10 protein-coding genes and 1 tRNA gene are annotated in these 14,798 nt (G+C 65.6%); 4 read left to right on the top strand and 7 right to left on the bottom strand.

Features of this window, described 5'->3' with window-relative positions:
• Nucleotides 1-2: 2 nt before the first annotated feature.
• Nucleotides 3-1,562, bottom strand: coding sequence for an alpha-N-arabinofuranosidase (locus ACH0CP_RS16470; RefSeq protein WP_406889818.1), 1,560 nt, complete (start codon nucleotides 1,560-1,562; stop codon nucleotides 3-5).
• Nucleotides 1,563-1,822: 260 nt separating this feature from the next.
• Between ACH0CP_RS16470 and ACH0CP_RS16475 the strand changes: the two genes are divergently transcribed.
• Genes ACH0CP_RS16475 through xylA form a run of 3 tightly spaced genes read left to right on the top strand, consistent with a single transcriptional unit; the run spans nucleotide 1,823 to nucleotide 5,687 of the window.
• Nucleotides 1,823-2,914, top strand: a complete 1,092-nt coding sequence (locus tag ACH0CP_RS16475) for a glycoside hydrolase family 43 protein (RefSeq protein ID WP_406889781.1) — start codon at nucleotides 1,823-1,825, stop codon at nucleotides 2,912-2,914.
• Nucleotides 2,914-4,365, top strand: a complete 1,452-nt coding sequence (gene xylB, locus ACH0CP_RS16480) for a xylulokinase (RefSeq protein ID WP_406889779.1) — start codon at nucleotides 2,914-2,916, stop codon at nucleotides 4,363-4,365. Before ACH0CP_RS16475 ends, xylB begins: the two co-directional genes overlap by 1 nt.
• Nucleotides 4,365-5,687 carry a xylose isomerase gene (gene xylA, locus ACH0CP_RS16485; protein WP_406889778.1) on the top strand — a complete coding sequence of 441 codons (1,323 nt, stop codon included), beginning with the start codon at nucleotides 4,365-4,367 and terminating at the stop codon, nucleotides 5,685-5,687. Before xylB ends, xylA begins: the two co-directional genes overlap by 1 nt.
• An 18-nt stretch (nucleotides 5,688-5,705) precedes the next feature.
• Here xylA and ACH0CP_RS16490 read toward each other — a convergent pair whose 3' ends face one another.
• Genes ACH0CP_RS16490 through ACH0CP_RS16505 form a run of 4 tightly spaced genes read right to left on the bottom strand, consistent with a single transcriptional unit; the run spans nucleotide 5,706 to nucleotide 10,457 of the window.
• Nucleotides 5,706-7,154, bottom strand: coding sequence for a family 43 glycosylhydrolase (locus tag ACH0CP_RS16490; protein WP_406889776.1), 1,449 nt, complete (start codon nucleotides 7,152-7,154; stop codon nucleotides 5,706-5,708).
• Complete coding sequence (locus ACH0CP_RS16495; RefSeq protein WP_406889775.1) at nucleotides 7,154-7,837, bottom strand: acetylxylan esterase; 684 nt, start codon at nucleotides 7,835-7,837, stop codon at nucleotides 7,154-7,156. The genes ACH0CP_RS16490 and ACH0CP_RS16495 overlap by 1 nt, the downstream gene beginning before the upstream one ends.
• 11 nt (nucleotides 7,838-7,848) lie before the next feature.
• Entirely contained in the window at nucleotides 7,849-8,811 is a 963-nt protein-coding gene (locus ACH0CP_RS16500; protein ID WP_406889773.1) for an alpha/beta hydrolase, read from the bottom strand.
• Nucleotides 8,811-10,457 carry a carboxylesterase/lipase family protein gene (locus ACH0CP_RS16505; protein ID WP_406889771.1) on the bottom strand — a complete coding sequence of 549 codons (1,647 nt, stop codon included), beginning with the start codon at nucleotides 10,455-10,457 and terminating at the stop codon, nucleotides 8,811-8,813. Before ACH0CP_RS16505 ends, ACH0CP_RS16500 begins: the two co-directional genes overlap by 1 nt.
• A gap of 182 nt (nucleotides 10,458-10,639) precedes the next feature.
• Between ACH0CP_RS16505 and ACH0CP_RS16510 the strand changes: the two genes are divergently transcribed.
• On the top strand, nucleotides 10,640-13,183 hold the full coding sequence (locus ACH0CP_RS16510; RefSeq protein WP_406889769.1) for a glycoside hydrolase family 9 protein: 2,544 nt from the start codon (nucleotides 10,640-10,642) through the stop codon (nucleotides 13,181-13,183).
• 160 nt (nucleotides 13,184-13,343) lie between these two features.
• Here ACH0CP_RS16510 and ACH0CP_RS16515 read toward each other — a convergent pair whose 3' ends face one another.
• Nucleotides 13,344-14,246: an HNH endonuclease gene (locus ACH0CP_RS16515; protein ID WP_406889767.1), complete on the bottom strand. Its 903-nt coding sequence runs from the start codon at nucleotides 14,244-14,246 to the stop codon at nucleotides 13,344-13,346.
• A 428-nt stretch (nucleotides 14,247-14,674) separates the two neighbouring features.
• A tRNA-Gln gene (locus tag ACH0CP_RS16520) sits at nucleotides 14,675-14,749 on the bottom strand.
• Nucleotides 14,750-14,798: the final 49 nt, after the last annotated feature.

The raw sequence follows: 14,798 nt of genomic DNA on the forward strand, positions 1-14,798 counted from the left end.
GCTCAGCGCAGTTCGAGCACCACGATCGACTTGGCGGGCAGCGTCGCGGTGAGTGCCCCGTTACCGAATTGCGCTCCAGTGAAGGGGGCAGGCGCCACAACATCCGGCTGATCGAAGCTGTTGTGCGCATCCATCGCTGCCGCGGTGATGATGCGGCCACTGGCGGCAGCCGGCTGCACGCCGCTCAGGCTGACAGACACAGGCACGGCGCGGTTTGGATCGATATTGACCAGCGCGACATGCACCCGGCCCCCCGTGTCACGCACCGCCGAGACGCTGACTGCCGGAAGCGCGAACTCGTCCTTATGATACCAGGGCGAAGTGACATCAGCCGCCAGTGTCGTCGCGCCCTGCCACGGTTTGTAGAGGTCGAACGCCCAATAGGTCGGGGTCTTCACCATGCGCGCGCCATCGGTAAGCAGCATTGCCTGGAGCACATTCACCATCTGCGCGATTGCCGCCATCCGCACACGGTCGGCGTGCTTGGCGAAAATGTGGATGTTCAAGGCCGCCACCAGCGCATCGCGCAACGAGTTCTGCTGTTGCAGGAACCCCGGGTTGGATTCAGGCGCCGGATCGTACCAGGTGCCCCACTCGTCCACCGCCAGCATCACCCGCTTCTGAGGGTCGTACTTGTCCATGATGGCGCTGTGCTTGGTGATATATTCGTCCATCTCCAGCGTGTGCGCGAGTGTGGATGCCCATTCGCGCTCGGGGAACGCGAGTGCCGCGCCCTTGTCCTCCCAGTTCTTGTCGCGCGGGCGGGTGTAGAAATGCAGTCCAAGCCCGTCGATGTGCTTGCCCGAGAGCTTCATCATCGTCTCGGTCCACTCGTAATTCGCGTCGGACGGGCCGCTGGCGATCTTCAGCGGCTTCTGACCACCTGCCTTGGCGAACTGAGCATATTGATTCGTGAGATCGGCGGCATATTCGGCGCGCATGTTGCCGCCGCAGCCCCACAATTCGTTGCCAATCCCCAGATACGCAACTTGCCACGGCGCCGCGCGGCCGTTGCGCGCGCGCTCCTTCGCCAGGACGGTCGTGCCGCTCGGTGCCGTTAAGTACTCGACCCATTGCGACGACTCGGCCGGCGTTCCGCTCCCGACATTGAGCGAGACGTAGCTCTTCGCACCCAGCCGCTCGGCAAAACCCATGAACTCGTGGGTGCCGAAGCTGTTGTCCTCGTTCACCCCTCCCCAGTTAGTGTTGACCTTTACCGGCCGCTTGTTCGACGGGCCGATCCCGTCACGCCAGTGATACTCGTCCGCAAAGCAGCCGCCCGGCCAGCGAACCATCGGCACGTTGATCGCCTTCAGCGCGGCAAGAACGTCACGCCGATAGCCTTCGTCGTTCGGAATACGCGAGCCGCGCCCGACCCAGATGCCGCCGTAGATGCCCGTGCCGAGATGCTCGGCAAACTGGCCGAAGACTTCTGGCGCGATCTGCGGGCCTGGCTGATCAGCGCGTACCGAAACAGTAGCCTCGGCGCGCGACTCCTGTGCGGCGACAACGCTCGGAAAAGGCATGGTAGCGAGCAGCAGCGCCGCAACGGCCTGCTTCATCGGCGCAGCAACGCCAATCCGATCCAGTCGCGATGTCACTACTTCCCCTCCCCTTCGTCCATCATCAGTTCTATGACGGGTGTTTATTTGTAGGAGTAGTTTAACTGGAACCGTGTGGTCAATGCTCAACAGCTTGACGACGATCCGACGTATGGGACGACCATCAACTCAATTTTGTTCGAATAACGCTGTTGGCTATCGATGATGTTAGCGCTACCTTCACAATAATCGCCCCTAAGAGGCCGCATCAGGAGAGGTTTATGGCTCACTCGCGCTTGCTGACATCCCTCGCTCTCGCCGCGCTATGCGGTAGCGCCGCCTATGGAGCGGACGAACCGCGCGATCCTGAAGGGCGGCGCTATCGTGCCCAGCCGCTGGTGACCGAAATCTACACGGCCGACCCCTCAGCGCACGTTTTCGACGGCAAGATCTACGTCTATGCCAGCCACGACATCGACGCCGGCATTCCTGACGACGATCTCGGCAATCAATATGCCATGCGCGACTACCGCATTCTTAGGATGGACCGGATCGGCGGCCCGGTGACGATCGGGCCAGTTGCGCTCGACGTGAAGGACGTGCCTTGGGCATCCCAGCAAATGTGGGCGCCCGACGCCGCCTACAAGAATGGCACCTACTATCTCTATTTCCCGGCGCGGGACCGTACCAAGGACAAGAACGGCCTCGGCGCTTTCAAGATCGGCGTCGCCACGTCGAAAAGCCCGATGGGCCCGTTCAAGGCGGAGCCGCAGCCCATCGCCGGCAGCTTCTCGATGGACCCGGCAGTGTTCACCGATACTGACGGCACCAGCTACATGTATTTCGGCGGCATCTGGGGCGGGCAACTTCAGCGCTACAAGAACGGCGTCTACGATCCCAACGGTTCGGACACCGATCTGATGCAGGACGACCAGGCCGCGATATCGGGCAAGGTCGTGCGCATGGGCGCAGACATGAAGAGCTTCGCCGAGCCGGTGAGGGATGCGGTGATCGTCGACGAGAAGGGGCAGCCGATCAAGGGGGGCGACCATGATCGCCGCTTCTTCGAGGCCGCCTGGATGTTCAAGCGCGACGGCAAGTATTACTACACCTACTCGACCGGTGACACGCACTTCTTGAACTACGCCATCGGCAATAATCCCTACGGGCCCTTTACTTACAAGGGGCACATCCTGAAGCCGGTGCAGGGCTGGACCACGCATCACTCGATCATCGAGTGGAACGGCAAGTGGTGGCTGTTCTATGCCGATACGCAGCTCAGCGGGAAGAACCACCTGCGCAACGTCAAGGTCACCGAACTGACCTTCGCGCCCGACGGCTCGATCCCGACAATTGATCCGTTCAAGCCCTGATGTTTCTCGGCATCGACATCGGCACGTCGGGCGTGAAGGCAGTGGTGCTCGACGAAGCGGGTGCGGTCGCTGGACAAGGCACCGCGCCGCTCACCGTTCAGCGTCCGCAACCGGGCTGGTCCGAGCAGGATCCCGAGGCCTGGTGGCATGCAACCACCGCGGCGGTGCTCACGATCGACCCGACGGTGAGGCGATTGATCCGTGGCGTAGGACTCGCCGGCCAAATGCACGGCGCAACGCTGCTCGGCGCCGACGACCGGCCACTGCGCCCGGCGATCCTGTGGAACGACGGCCGGTCCGACCGGGAATGCCTTGAGCTGGAAACCAGCATCCCCAGCTTGCGTGAGATCACGGGCAACATCGCCATGCCCGGCTTCACCGCCCCCAAACTGCTGTGGGTGCGGAAGAACGAACCGGACGTCTTCAAGCAGGTACGAACCGTGCTGCTGCCGAAGGACTATGTGCGGTTGCGCATGACCGGTGGGAAAGCGTCCGATCTATCGGATGCCTCGGGTACGCTGTGGGTGGATGTGGCTGCGCGCCGCTGGAGCGATACCGTGCTCGCCGCGACCGATCTCGATGAGCGCGCGGTGCCTCGGCTGTTCGAAGGCACTGAACAGACCGGCACGCTGCGCCCGGACGTCGCCGAGCAATGGGGTATCCCCGCCGTTCCCGTGGCAGCGGGAGGCGGCGACAACGCGGCCGGCGCCGCCGGCGTCGGCGTGGTGCGCCCGGGCAACGCGCTGCTGTCGCTTGGCACGTCAGGCGTAATCTTCGTCGCGACCGATCAATTCCGCCCCAATCCCGCACGCGCGGTTCATGCCTTCTGTCACTGTCTGCCCGAACTGTGGCATCAGATGAGCGTCCATCTGTCAGCAGCATCGTGCATCGATTGGGCGGCGCGGCTGACGGGCGCGAGCGGCGCGGCCGAACTGTTCGCGCGTGCCGAGACCGCGGGGCCGGGCAACCGCGGCGAGATTTTCCTCCCCTATCTCTCGGGCGAACGGACCCCGCACAACGATGCCCGCGTCCGCGGCGCCTTCCTTGGGCTGGACAACGACACCGATCCGGCGACGCTCTCCCAGGCGGTGCTGGAGGGTGTCGCCTTTGCGTTGGCGGACGGACTCGATGCGCTGCGCGACGCGGGCACCTCGATCGATCGCCTGTCGGTCATCGGTGGCGGCGCGCGCTCGGGCTATTGGGGCCGAATAATCGCCGCCGCCTTCGAAGTGCCGCTGGTATACCTGCAGGGCGGAGAGGTTGGGCCGGCGCTCGGCGCGGCGCGGCTGGCTCAGCTGGCCGTCGAGGGCGGCGCGCCCGTCGACATCTGCGTCGCTCCGCCGGTCGCGCGGCAGATCGATCCCGAACCCTTGCTGATCGAGCGCCTCGCCCCCCGCAGGGCGGCATTCCGCGACGCCTATCCCCGCATCACTCCGAAGAAAGAGCTCTGATGGCATCCGCTACTGATCCATTCGCCGCCCTCCCCTCGATCGCCTTCGAGGGGCCGGAAACCGAGAACGAACTCGCCTACCGCTATTATGACAAGAACCGCATCGTGCTCGGCAAGACGATGGCCGAGCATCTGCGCTTCGCCGTGTGCATGTGGCACACCTTCAACTGGCCGGGCTCCGACGTATTCGGCGCGGGCACCTTCGATCGGCCGTGGCTGACGCACGGCGACGCGGCCGAGGCGGCGGCGATGAAGCGCGAGGCGGCCTTCGCCTTCGTTCGCAAGCTCGACCTGCCATTCTACTGTTTCCACGATGTCGACGTGATGGAGCCGGCAGCTACCGTCAGCGATTACCAGCGCCGTTTTGCCGATGCGATCGATCATCTCGAACGGTTGCAGGATGAGAGCGGGATCAAGCTGCTATGGGGTACCGCCAATCTCTTCTCCGATCCGCGGTATGCCGCTGGCGCGGCGACCAGCCCGGACGCGGAGGTGTTCGCGTGGGGCGCACTTCAGGTCCGCTCGGCGCTTGAGGCTACGCATCGGCTTGGCGGCGCCAACTACGTGTTGTGGGGCGGCCGCGAAGGCTATGAAACGCTGATCAACACCGACATGCGCCGCGAGCTGGACAACTTCGCGCGCTTCCTCAGCCTGGTGGTCGAGCACAAGCACAAGATTGGCTTTAATGGCACGATCCTGATCGAGCCCAAGCCGTTCGAGCCGACCAAGCACCAGTATGACTTCGACACTGCCACCGTGTACGGCTTTCTTCGCCGCCACGGACTGGAGAACGAGGTCAAGGTCAACATCGAGGCGAACCACGCCACGCTGGCCAGCCACACCTTCGAACACGAGATCGCAACTGCCGCCGCGCTCGGCATCTTCGGCTCGATCGATGCCAACCGCGGCGATCCGCAGAACGGCTGGGATACCGATCAATTTCCCAATTCAGTGCCCGAGCTGACGCTGGCGATGCTCGAGATCATCCGCGCCGGTGGCTTCACCACCGGCGGCTTCAACTTCGACGCCAAGGTGCGCCGCCAGTCCGTCGATGCCGAGGATCTTCTATACGGGCACGTCGGCGGGGTGGACGTGATCGCCAAGGCGCTGCTCAACGCGGAACGCATCATCGAGGACGGTCGCCTCGATCGCTTCCGCGCCGAGCGCTATGCCGGATGGGACGGCGAACTCGGTCAGCTCATCCATCGCGAAGGCACCAGCCTGGCCGACATCGCGGATCTGGCGGCGGCGCGGAACCTTGATCCCAGGCACCGCTCGGGCAAGCAGGAACGTCTGGAGAATCTGCTCAACCGCTTCGTGTGATCGCGCGCTGGTGGCGGCTCATGGCTGCATGAACCGCCACCGGCCAGCGTCGGAACGCGGATCGAACCGCGCAAGCGAGATCGTGCTGGTGCCGATCGCTACCAGCGCGCGATCCTGGCCCTTGGCCTGCGCCTTGGGGGTGATGCGGTAGGTGCCGTCGATCAATTGATCGATCCGCCACAGCTGCGCATCGGCGCCCGAATAAGCGGGTACCGCTTCCACCTCGCCCGCCGCCGTTGCCGCAAGCGCCCGCTGCGTGCCGGCCAGGGTGATGCGGTAGTAGGGAGCGCCCATAAAGCCGCCCGCCTCTGGCACCGCCGTTATCGTCCATTGCTGGTTCGGGCGGACCATATAGGCGGAAAGATCGACGCGCGTGGCGCCGGCGGGCCATGATGCCGCGACGTCGGCCAGCGTCTGGTCCGCGACCGGCCCCACCGGATCGGTCGGCTTGGCGAAAAAGCTGCGACGGGCATCGAACGGAATGCGGGTAAAATCGACCAGCAGCTGGAGCGCATTACCGCTCCGCTCCGATTTGATCTCATAGGTGCCCGGCCGCACGTTCGCCCCGGCGACCGGCCAGCCGTCCCGCCACAGCAATGGCTCGATCGCCAGCACGCTGCGCCCGCTGCGATCCATGTCGGCTTCATAGTGCATGGAGAATTTCTCCATGTCGCCGCCAAGGTCGATGAGCCCGAAATGCCCCGGCCCGATCATCCGCCCGCGCGCGCTGACAACGAGCTTGCCGCCCCCCTTGAGCAGCGGCACCCCCATGTTGTCGACATACGGGCCCTCGACATTGCGCGATCGACCGACGCGGATGTTGTAGGTCGAGTTCGGCCCGTCGCAGCACGTGCCGTGGGTGCCGAGGAGATAATACCAGCCGTCGCGATGCAGGAGCGCGGTCGCCTCCATGTCGATGGCGATGTCGACCGGTTGGTTGCCGGCGATGCGCATGCCGGTACGCGGGTCGAGCTCGACGAGGCGGATCGAGCCGAAATAGGTGCCGTAGCTCAGCCACAGCCGGCCATCGACATAGAGGAACGCAGGATCGATCGCGTCATTGTTCTCGATCCCGTCACTCGAGGCGACCACCCCGACCTCGTGATACTCGAAGTCGGGCGACTTGGGATCGAGCGACTTGGTCCACATGATCTTGACCTGGCTGGCATGCCCGCCCGACATGCCGCCGCCGCCGACCGCCCAGGCGACATAATAGCGGTCGCCGATCTTGATCACGTCGGGCGCCACGCCGCCGCCGGGCCGCACCGGCCCGCTGCGCCACGTCCAGCCGTCGTCGGATACCAGCCCCCCGCCCCGCGTGCCGAAGGTGTACCAGCGGCCGTCGGATTCGGTGACGGTGGACGGATCGTGGATGAAGACCTCTCCCGCCAGCTGCGCGGCGACCGGTGCGGACAGCGCGGCAAGGACGAGCGCGGCGGCCGCGCGGCGATGGTTGGTAATCGGCATCACTCCACATCCGTCTGGAGATCGCGGATCGGCTGGCCGTTCTCGTCGACGAAGCGCACGCAGAAGTCGCTGAGTCCCGGCCCGTTGATCACCGCCCCGACGATAACGTTGCGCCCTTTCTGCAGCGTCAGCCGGTCGGACAACACGTCGTCCATCACCATGCGCCGGTCATCGTACAGGCCTGCGGCCTCGCGCCCGTTGAGCCACCAGCGCGATGCCGAGTTGGAGCCGATGGCCATGCGCACGCCGCGCCGCTCACTCGGGCTGTCGACCACCGTGACCGCCCAGAAGACGACGCCATAGGTCGGCTTGCCGAGCGACTGCGCGAAGTTGAACAGCTTCACGTCCCACAATTTGCTGTCGAGCGCGTGCCAGCGCAGCGGCGTGGGCTGACGCACCACCTCGCCATCGCGCGGCACGGTGCCGAAACGGCCCGGAAAGCTCGCCTCGTTGAGCGCGGCGCGCACGTAGCTGCCGGTGAACAGCGTATTGGTCGCGTTGGGCTTGCTGATCGGCTCGAGCAGCAGCCAGCGCTGCAGGAAGCCATCGCCATCGGGCGCCCTGGGTGCGGCGTCGGCCGGTGTGAAGAACGCGCTGAGCGGGGGCACCGACGGCGCCTGCGCGGGCGCTGCCGCGGCGGCCGCGAGCGACACTGTGGCGGCCAGACCCGATCGTCGAAGCATCTGCGCCCTCGTCATCGTGCCACTTGCTCCCTGTTCTGTGCCGCCGCCGTGCGGCTGGCGGTGACGCCGCTCACCTCCAGCCAGCGCGTGAAGGCGTCCAGCCAGCCGGTGCTGGTCGTCCCCTGCTTGCCCGGCCCAAAGCCGTGGCCGCCGCCCTGGTAGAGATGAAATTCGACGGGCCGGCCGGCGCGCTGCCACGCATCGATCAGGCCGAAGCCCTTGTTCGCGAACAGCGGATCGTCCGCGGCGAGCACGGCGAACAGCGGCGGCGCGGCGGGCGGCACCGTCACTGCCTCCATCGATCCATAGATCGGCGCGATGAACGCGAGCCGGGTATCAGGCGCGGCAAGCGCGGTCGCCATCGTCGTCATCGCGCCGGCCGAAAAGCCGATCATGCCGATCCGCGCCGGATCGACGCGCCATTTGCCGGCGTTCGCGCGCACCAGCGCTACGGCGGCGCGCGCATCGGCGATCTGGTCGGAAAGCCCGGCGATCGCCGCATCGGGGCTGAGCCGCGAATCCGGGCGACCGGCCCCGGCGAACATCGCCGTCACCGCCTGCTCGAACCCGGCCATGTCGGCGGGCGTCGGCTTCAGCCGATATTTGAGCACGAACGCGGCGATGCCGCGGTCGGCCAGCGCGCGGGCCACGCGCCAGCCCTCATTCTCCATCGACAGCATCAGGAAGCCGCCGCCCGGCGCGACAATCGCCGCCGCGCCTGTGGCCTTCGCAGGATCAGGCAGGAACGGCGTGAGCGTGGCGGCGGACACATTACGCACCATGGCAACGTCATATTGCGCGAACCACGACTCGGGCGCCGCTCCTCCGGCGACGCTCCCGGTGCGAAGCAGGATCGCCTCGTGTTCGGCCGGGGCAGCCATGGGCGTCATGCGTGCGTCCTGCGCCGCCGCCGGCCACGCCAGGACCAGGAGCAGCACAATCAGCGCGAGCCATGCGATTGGTGTTCGCGCCATCAACTCAGCAACACCCGCCGTGCGGGCCCTTCCGGATCGTCAACCATCCGGCAGCGATCGTCGAACACCATCGTCTGGCAGCGCTTCGGATCGGTCGGCGCCCAGGCGAGGCCGGGCTGGCTCGGGTCGCCGGTTCGCGCGAAATTTGCCCACGCCGTCGCCATCGTCCGCGCAAGCCTCTGCGCCGCCGGCGTATTGCCGGTGCCCTGCGCGCACCGCGCGGTGTTGTCGAAGCAGAAAGCGAGATCAGCAGTGTGCCACGCCCCCGCCACGCCGCCGAGTTGCGGCGACTGCCACTGGAATAGGTACTGGAACACGGGCGCGCCGCCCTGCGCATGTTTCAGCCGCACCATGTCCTGCACACGGTTGCGGTTGTGCAGCCCCTGCACCCCGTAAGCGAGCGTGCGAACCGCCTTCTGCGGATGCGCAGCCTTCATCGCAGCGATCAGGCGATCCGCCTTTGCGGCGCCCATCTGCTCGGCCAAGTCGGCGCGCCACTGTGCCGCGTCGGGGTTGTAGCCCCAGCGCATCCCTTCCTCGCTGGTGTTGCCGATCAACATCGGCACATCACGTGAAACGGCGGGTGCCTCGTCGAAGAACGAGCGGACGGTGATCACCTTGCCGTCAAGCGTCGGGTTCCAGCCGACGCGCGGCGTCATCGCGGGCCCCATCATTGGGCGCGGGCCGTTGATCGCCTCCGCCACCTTGTTGCCTGCCTCGAACAGCGGCTGCCATGCGATGCGCTGCAGCGCGCCGATGTCGCGCTGTCCCACCCCGAGTTCGCGCAGCAAACGTCGGGAAAATTCGCGCGACTGCTCCATTGATGGAAGCGCACCGCCGCCGCCTGACTGCGCAGCGGCACGATGGATCAGCCCTTTGCCCGCCGGCATGCCAAGCAGGGTTGTTACCTTCGATCCCCCGCCCGACTGGCCGTAGATCATCACGCGATCAGGATTCCCGCCGAACGCCGCGATGTTCTCGAGCACCCAGCGTAGGGCAGCAATGCAGTCGGTCATGCTGACGTTGACCGATTCCTCGTAAGGAGCCCCGCCGACCTCTGTGAGGTCGAGGAAGCCGAGCACATTGAGGCGGTGGTTAATCGAGACCTGGACGACATCGTGCTGCCGCGCCATCTGCGCGCCGTCGTGGGATGCAAGCTCGTACGACGAGCCGAAACTGAACCCGCCACCGTGGAAGTAGACCATCACCGGGCGGTTGCCCGACAGCGCCGGCGTCCAGATGTTGAGCTTCAGCATGTCCTCGCCAGTGAACCCGTCGGTCCATTGCTGGAGGAAGGTGTGCTCGATGGCGCGGAAATCGTGCGGCGTCTGCGGGCAGTTCGCGCCGTAGGCAAGTGCATTGAGCGGCTCGGTCCAGCGCTTTGGCGCACGCGCCGGCAGCCAACGGTGCTCACCACCGGTATGGTCGCCATACGGCACGCCCTTGAAGGTGAAGACGCCATCGTCGACATAGCCGCGAACGGGCCCGTATTGCGTTCGTGCCACCGCGTCGGCGGGCGTCGAGCATAGATCGGACCGGTCACCCCGCGCGCCGGCGCGCGCAGTGCCGGGGCCGGTCAGCAGGGCGCCGCCACCGATTGCAGACGCCAGCAGGGCTTCGCGGCGATCGAACAGCGCGCCTGTCATCTTCCCTCTCCCCGCACGTGCGACCTTCCCGAGCCGTCACATGACATGTGATGGCAGCCGAAACGTCTGTCGTCAAATGTCCAACAAATAAAGTGTCGATTAGCCTTTCCGCCGTCCGCTGTCGGATTGCCAAGCCTGTCTCTGAACGCCATGGTAGCGGTAACGAAAAGCGGGAGGGGATGATGACCGAAGCGGGCATGCCGTGGTGCGCGGCAGCGGCGATCTGCCTGATCGCCGGTCAGACGCAGGCTCAGGAGGCGCTCCGCCTCGACCGATCGGACTATTTCGAGGCGGCCGGCGTCAACTGGCTGGTCTTCTCGAACGTCAACGAGGGGCTGTTCGCCGACGCAAAGATCTCAGGCGTCGAATTAATCCAGCAGGGCGTCCGCACCGCTACCAACGGCGACGTGCGCCTGTCCGCGACGCCTGGGCAGTGGGATCCCGCGGCGCAATTTGTCAGCCGCCGCGTCGATCAGAAGTCGGGCGTGATCGAAGCCGTGATGCAATACCCGGAGTTCCGTTACACTGTCCGCGTCCAGCGACAGGGGGCCGCCATCCGCTTGTCGGTGCTGCTCGATAAGCCGTTGCCCGCGGCGATGGTGGGCAAGGCGGGGCTGAACCTCGAATTCGTGCCTTCGGCCTATTTCGGGCGATCGTACCTCGCGGACAGCCGCTCCGCGATCTTCCCGCGCTATCCGGCCGACGCGATGACACTGACGCCGGAACGCAACGCGGCGAGCGGGCGCAGCGACGGCCCCGGCGCCGAGCCGCTGCCCTTCGCCAGCGGAAGGCAGCTCGTACTGTCCCCGGAGGACGCCGCTCGCCGGGTGTCGATCACCGCCGGTGAGGGCACACTGGCGCTATTCGATGGGCGCAACCAGGCGCAGAACGGCTGGTATGTCGTGCGCCAGCTGCTGCCCGGCGGCCGCACCGGAAAGGTGTTGGAATGGACGGTGAGCGCGGCAATCGTGCCGGACTGGCTTCGGCCGCCCGTGATCGCGCACTCGCAACTCGGCTATGCGCCGGCCGCCCCCAAAATCGCCACGATCGAACTCGACCGCGACGACAAACGTCGGACGCAGCCCAGGCTGATGCGCGTCTCGGCCGACGGGAAGCTGACGGCAGTGCCGACCGCGCCGGCGCGCGACTGGGGCAACTATCTGCGCTATCGCTACGTTCGGTTCGATTTCAGCGCTGTGAAGGCGCCCGGAACCTATGTCATTGATTATGGCGGCACGCGCACTGCCCCCTTCTCCATCGCGCCGGGGCTGCTCGCTACCTCGTGGCACCTCACCAACGATGTCTACCTGCCGGTGGCGATGGATCATATGACGGTCAACGAAGCGTATCGCGTGTGGCACGGCGATTCGCACCGCGATGACGCGCGGCAGGCACCGATCAGCCACGAACACATCGACCTTTACCGCCAGGGGCCGACCACCGACACGCGGTTCAAGCCGGGCGAGCACATTCCCGGGCTCAACGTCGGCGGCTGGCTCGATGCCGGGGACTTCGACATCCGCACGCAGACGCAATATCAGGTCATTCGCCAACTGGTCGACGCTTGGGAACGGTTCGGCATCGACCGCGACACGGTAAGCGTCGATTGGGACACGCGGCGCGCGGAGATCCACGTGCCCGATGGCGTGCCCGATCTCCTGCAGCAAATCCGCCACGGCGCAGTGCAGCTGCTGGCACAGTTCGACGCGGTGGGCCACGCCATCCACGGCATCGTTGAACCGGATGTCGGACAATATACCCACCTTGGCGATGCCGCGAGCAAGACCGACGGACTAGTCTTCGATTCCACGCTCAAGCCCTACGAGCGCGCTTATGACGCTGCCGGTGGTCGCAGCGGGACGCCCGATGATCGCTGGGCTTTCACCAGCAAAGCCTCGGCGCTGAATTACGGCTCGGCGGCCGCGCTCGCCGCCGCCGCGCGCGCATGGAAGGGCCGCGACGACGCGTTTGCCAGGCGCTGCCTCGATCGTGCCGAGCGCGTGTGGGCGGAGGAGCACAGCCATGCGCCCGACCTGTTCCGGCACGGCAACACGACCGGCGGACCACTCGAAGCGGAGGAATTCGCGGCCGCGGTGGAGCTGCTGCTGGCGACCGGCGATGCCCGCTACGCCGGCCGCGTCGAGGTGCTCGCGCCGCGGCTGCTGCAGGCATTCGGCTTCAGCGCGACTACTATGGTGAAGGCGATCCCGGTGATGCCCGCCACATATCGCGAGACGCTCATCCCGGCGGTGAGAAGCTGGGCAGCGGAGGCCGCGAACGCCCGCACTTTGAATCCGTTCGGCGTGCCGATCACGGCCGGCGGCTGGGCCGGCAGCGGCAGCGTACTCGCCTTCGGCCTCACCGGTGATGCCCTCCACCGTGCCTTTCCTGAATTCGTCGATGCGAGCGCCGTGCAACTGGCGCTCGACTTCATTCACGGCCACCACCCGGCATCGAACCGCTCCTTCGTCTCGGGCGTGGGCGCGGTCTCCAAGGAAGTCGCCTATGGCAGCAATCGCGCGGACTTCAGCTTCATTCCGGGCGGCGTCGTGCCCGGCGTGCTGCTGCTCAAGCCCGATTATCCCGAGAACCGCGACGACTGGCCGTTCTTCTGGGGCGAGAACGAATATGTCGTGCCCGAAGGCGCCATGTACCTGACGCTCGCCAACGCCGGGCGTGCGCTGGAGAAGCAAACGAACACGGTGCCACCGGCTGCAAGCAAGTAGGGCGACCTTTCGGACCGGTCATCAGAACTGTGACCAAGACGGCGACACCCGTGCGTCTGCTCGTTACAGGTGAAGCGCGATCCCGAGGCCTATCCGGCGGCGAACGCGCTTGTGCGCTTTGCGGCTGAGCCGCCCGCGGACTCGCGTTCGCGTGCAGGCGTTAGAGCTTGAAGCAGTTCTCGCGGTGCCAGCGGACAAACTGCGGATGCGGACAGTCGCTGAGCCGTGGAGGCAGAATCGCACGCCTAGTCGGGTTGATTATCGCGCGGATGCTAATCGGATCGTTCGCCTGGCGCGAGATCATGATGCTCGCGTCATCCGCCAGGCTGATCAGCCCTCGGTCGAACATCCAGTGCGCGGTACCGGATAGTGCCAGCCCATTGCTGAGGATGTCCGGCCCGTTCGCCTCGACCGGTCTGATATGCGCCGCTTCCACTTCGGCGCGGCCGCCTCCGTTGATGAGCTTGAGCCCGGTGATGGCGCACCGCTCGCCATAAGCACGTAGCACGATGCGACGGAACACCCGGTCACGCACCGCGCGCGAGACGAGCATGTCGACCCGCGCGCGCGCTTCGTCGAAGCCAAATGGCGTCCGCTCCTCACGGACCATTGGCAGCACATCGGGTAGTCCGACGCGCGGCAGAAGTGGAGCTGCGTCCGCCAGTCCGGTATCAACGATACGGTTGAAGTAGTATACGGACAATTCGCGCACCGCCGCCTGGGCACGCCCCGATATGCGCCCGGCCTCGTTGAGGATACCGCGTTCGATCACGTCTCCGTTTGCGACGGCAAAGGGCACCGGGGTGGAAAAGTCGAGATAGCTGCCCACCTCGATCAGCGCGAAATACATGCCCGGCGCGCTAGCGTCGGGAACGACCTGCGCCACCTTCGCGACAGCGAAATACCCGCGTGTGTTAGGCACTTTGCGCGGCTCGTAATAGATGATCCAGTCGCCGATGCATGCCCGGACCCGGCTGAGATACTGCCGCGGGAACTGATACCGCTCGGCCGGCGTGTCATTGTAGATCGAGTCAGAACGATGAATGAAGACACCGAAAGCCATGACAATGCTTAGCGCAGCGTGTCGCCGCGTCAATTCAGCTCAGATGCGATTGCAGCTCCCGCAATCCCTCGTCTGCAGCCTCGACGACGATATGTCGGTTGTCGCGAACGTGCCGTATACGTTAGCATTCCGGGAACGGAAAGGCCTGCATGTCAGTGCCGGGTGACAGTTGATCTCCCGAGCAGCGAGGACCTGCTAGCGGCTGCCAGTGCGCGTTCTGCTTAGCGAAGCGGGTACACTCGGTGCGGGCAGGTAACGGCTAAACATCGCCTTGGGTTTTCGCCCACCCTTCTCTGTGTCTACACCGAGAACATGCTGAGGCGCGGCCCAGAGCGTTCATCTTCCCCGCCAGTCACATGGTGCAAGCGCATGCACTTGCCCTCACTGAACTGGTGTCAGCCACTAAGATCGGTGACTTATCTGTGACCTGGCTGGGGCGGCAGGATTCGAACCTGCGAATGCCGGTACCAAAAACCGGTGCCTTACCGCTTGGCGACGCCCCAACAGACGCGCGGCCCTATAACCTGGCGGCGCGAAGTGCAATTGCCTGAT

It is taken from the genome of Sphingomonas sp. 179-I 2A4 NHS (assembly GCF_045369135.1).
Classification (GTDB): Bacteria; Pseudomonadota; Alphaproteobacteria; order Sphingomonadales; family Sphingomonadaceae; genus Sphingomonas.

Bases quoted from the DNA above. Each gene is read 5' to 3' on its own strand.
- ACH0CP_RS16470 (WP_406889818.1), bottom strand. From the start codon at position 1,562: ATGAAGCAGGCCGTTGCGGCGCTGCTGCTCGCTACCATGCCTTTTCCG.
- ACH0CP_RS16475 (WP_406889781.1), top strand. From the start codon at position 1,823: ATGGCTCACTCGCGCTTGCTGACATCCCTCGCTCTCGCCGCGCTATGC.
- xylB (WP_406889779.1), top strand. From the start codon at position 2,914: ATGTTTCTCGGCATCGACATCGGCACGTCGGGCGTGAAGGCAGTGGTG.
- xylA (WP_406889778.1), top strand. From the start codon at position 4,365: ATGGCATCCGCTACTGATCCATTCGCCGCCCTCCCCTCGATCGCCTTC.
- ACH0CP_RS16490 (WP_406889776.1), bottom strand. From the start codon at position 7,154: ATGCCGATTACCAACCATCGCCGCGCGGCCGCCGCGCTCGTCCTTGCC.
- ACH0CP_RS16495 (WP_406889775.1), bottom strand. From the start codon at position 7,837: ATGCTTCGACGATCGGGTCTGGCCGCCACAGTGTCGCTCGCGGCCGCC.
- ACH0CP_RS16500 (WP_406889773.1), bottom strand. From the start codon at position 8,811: ATGGCGCGAACACCAATCGCATGGCTCGCGCTGATTGTGCTGCTCCTG.
- ACH0CP_RS16505 (WP_406889771.1), bottom strand. From the start codon at position 10,457: ATGACAGGCGCGCTGTTCGATCGCCGCGAAGCCCTGCTGGCGTCTGCA.
- ACH0CP_RS16510 (WP_406889769.1), top strand. From the start codon at position 10,640: ATGACCGAAGCGGGCATGCCGTGGTGCGCGGCAGCGGCGATCTGCCTG.
- ACH0CP_RS16515 (WP_406889767.1), bottom strand. From the start codon at position 14,246: ATGGCTTTCGGTGTCTTCATTCATCGTTCTGACTCGATCTACAATGAC.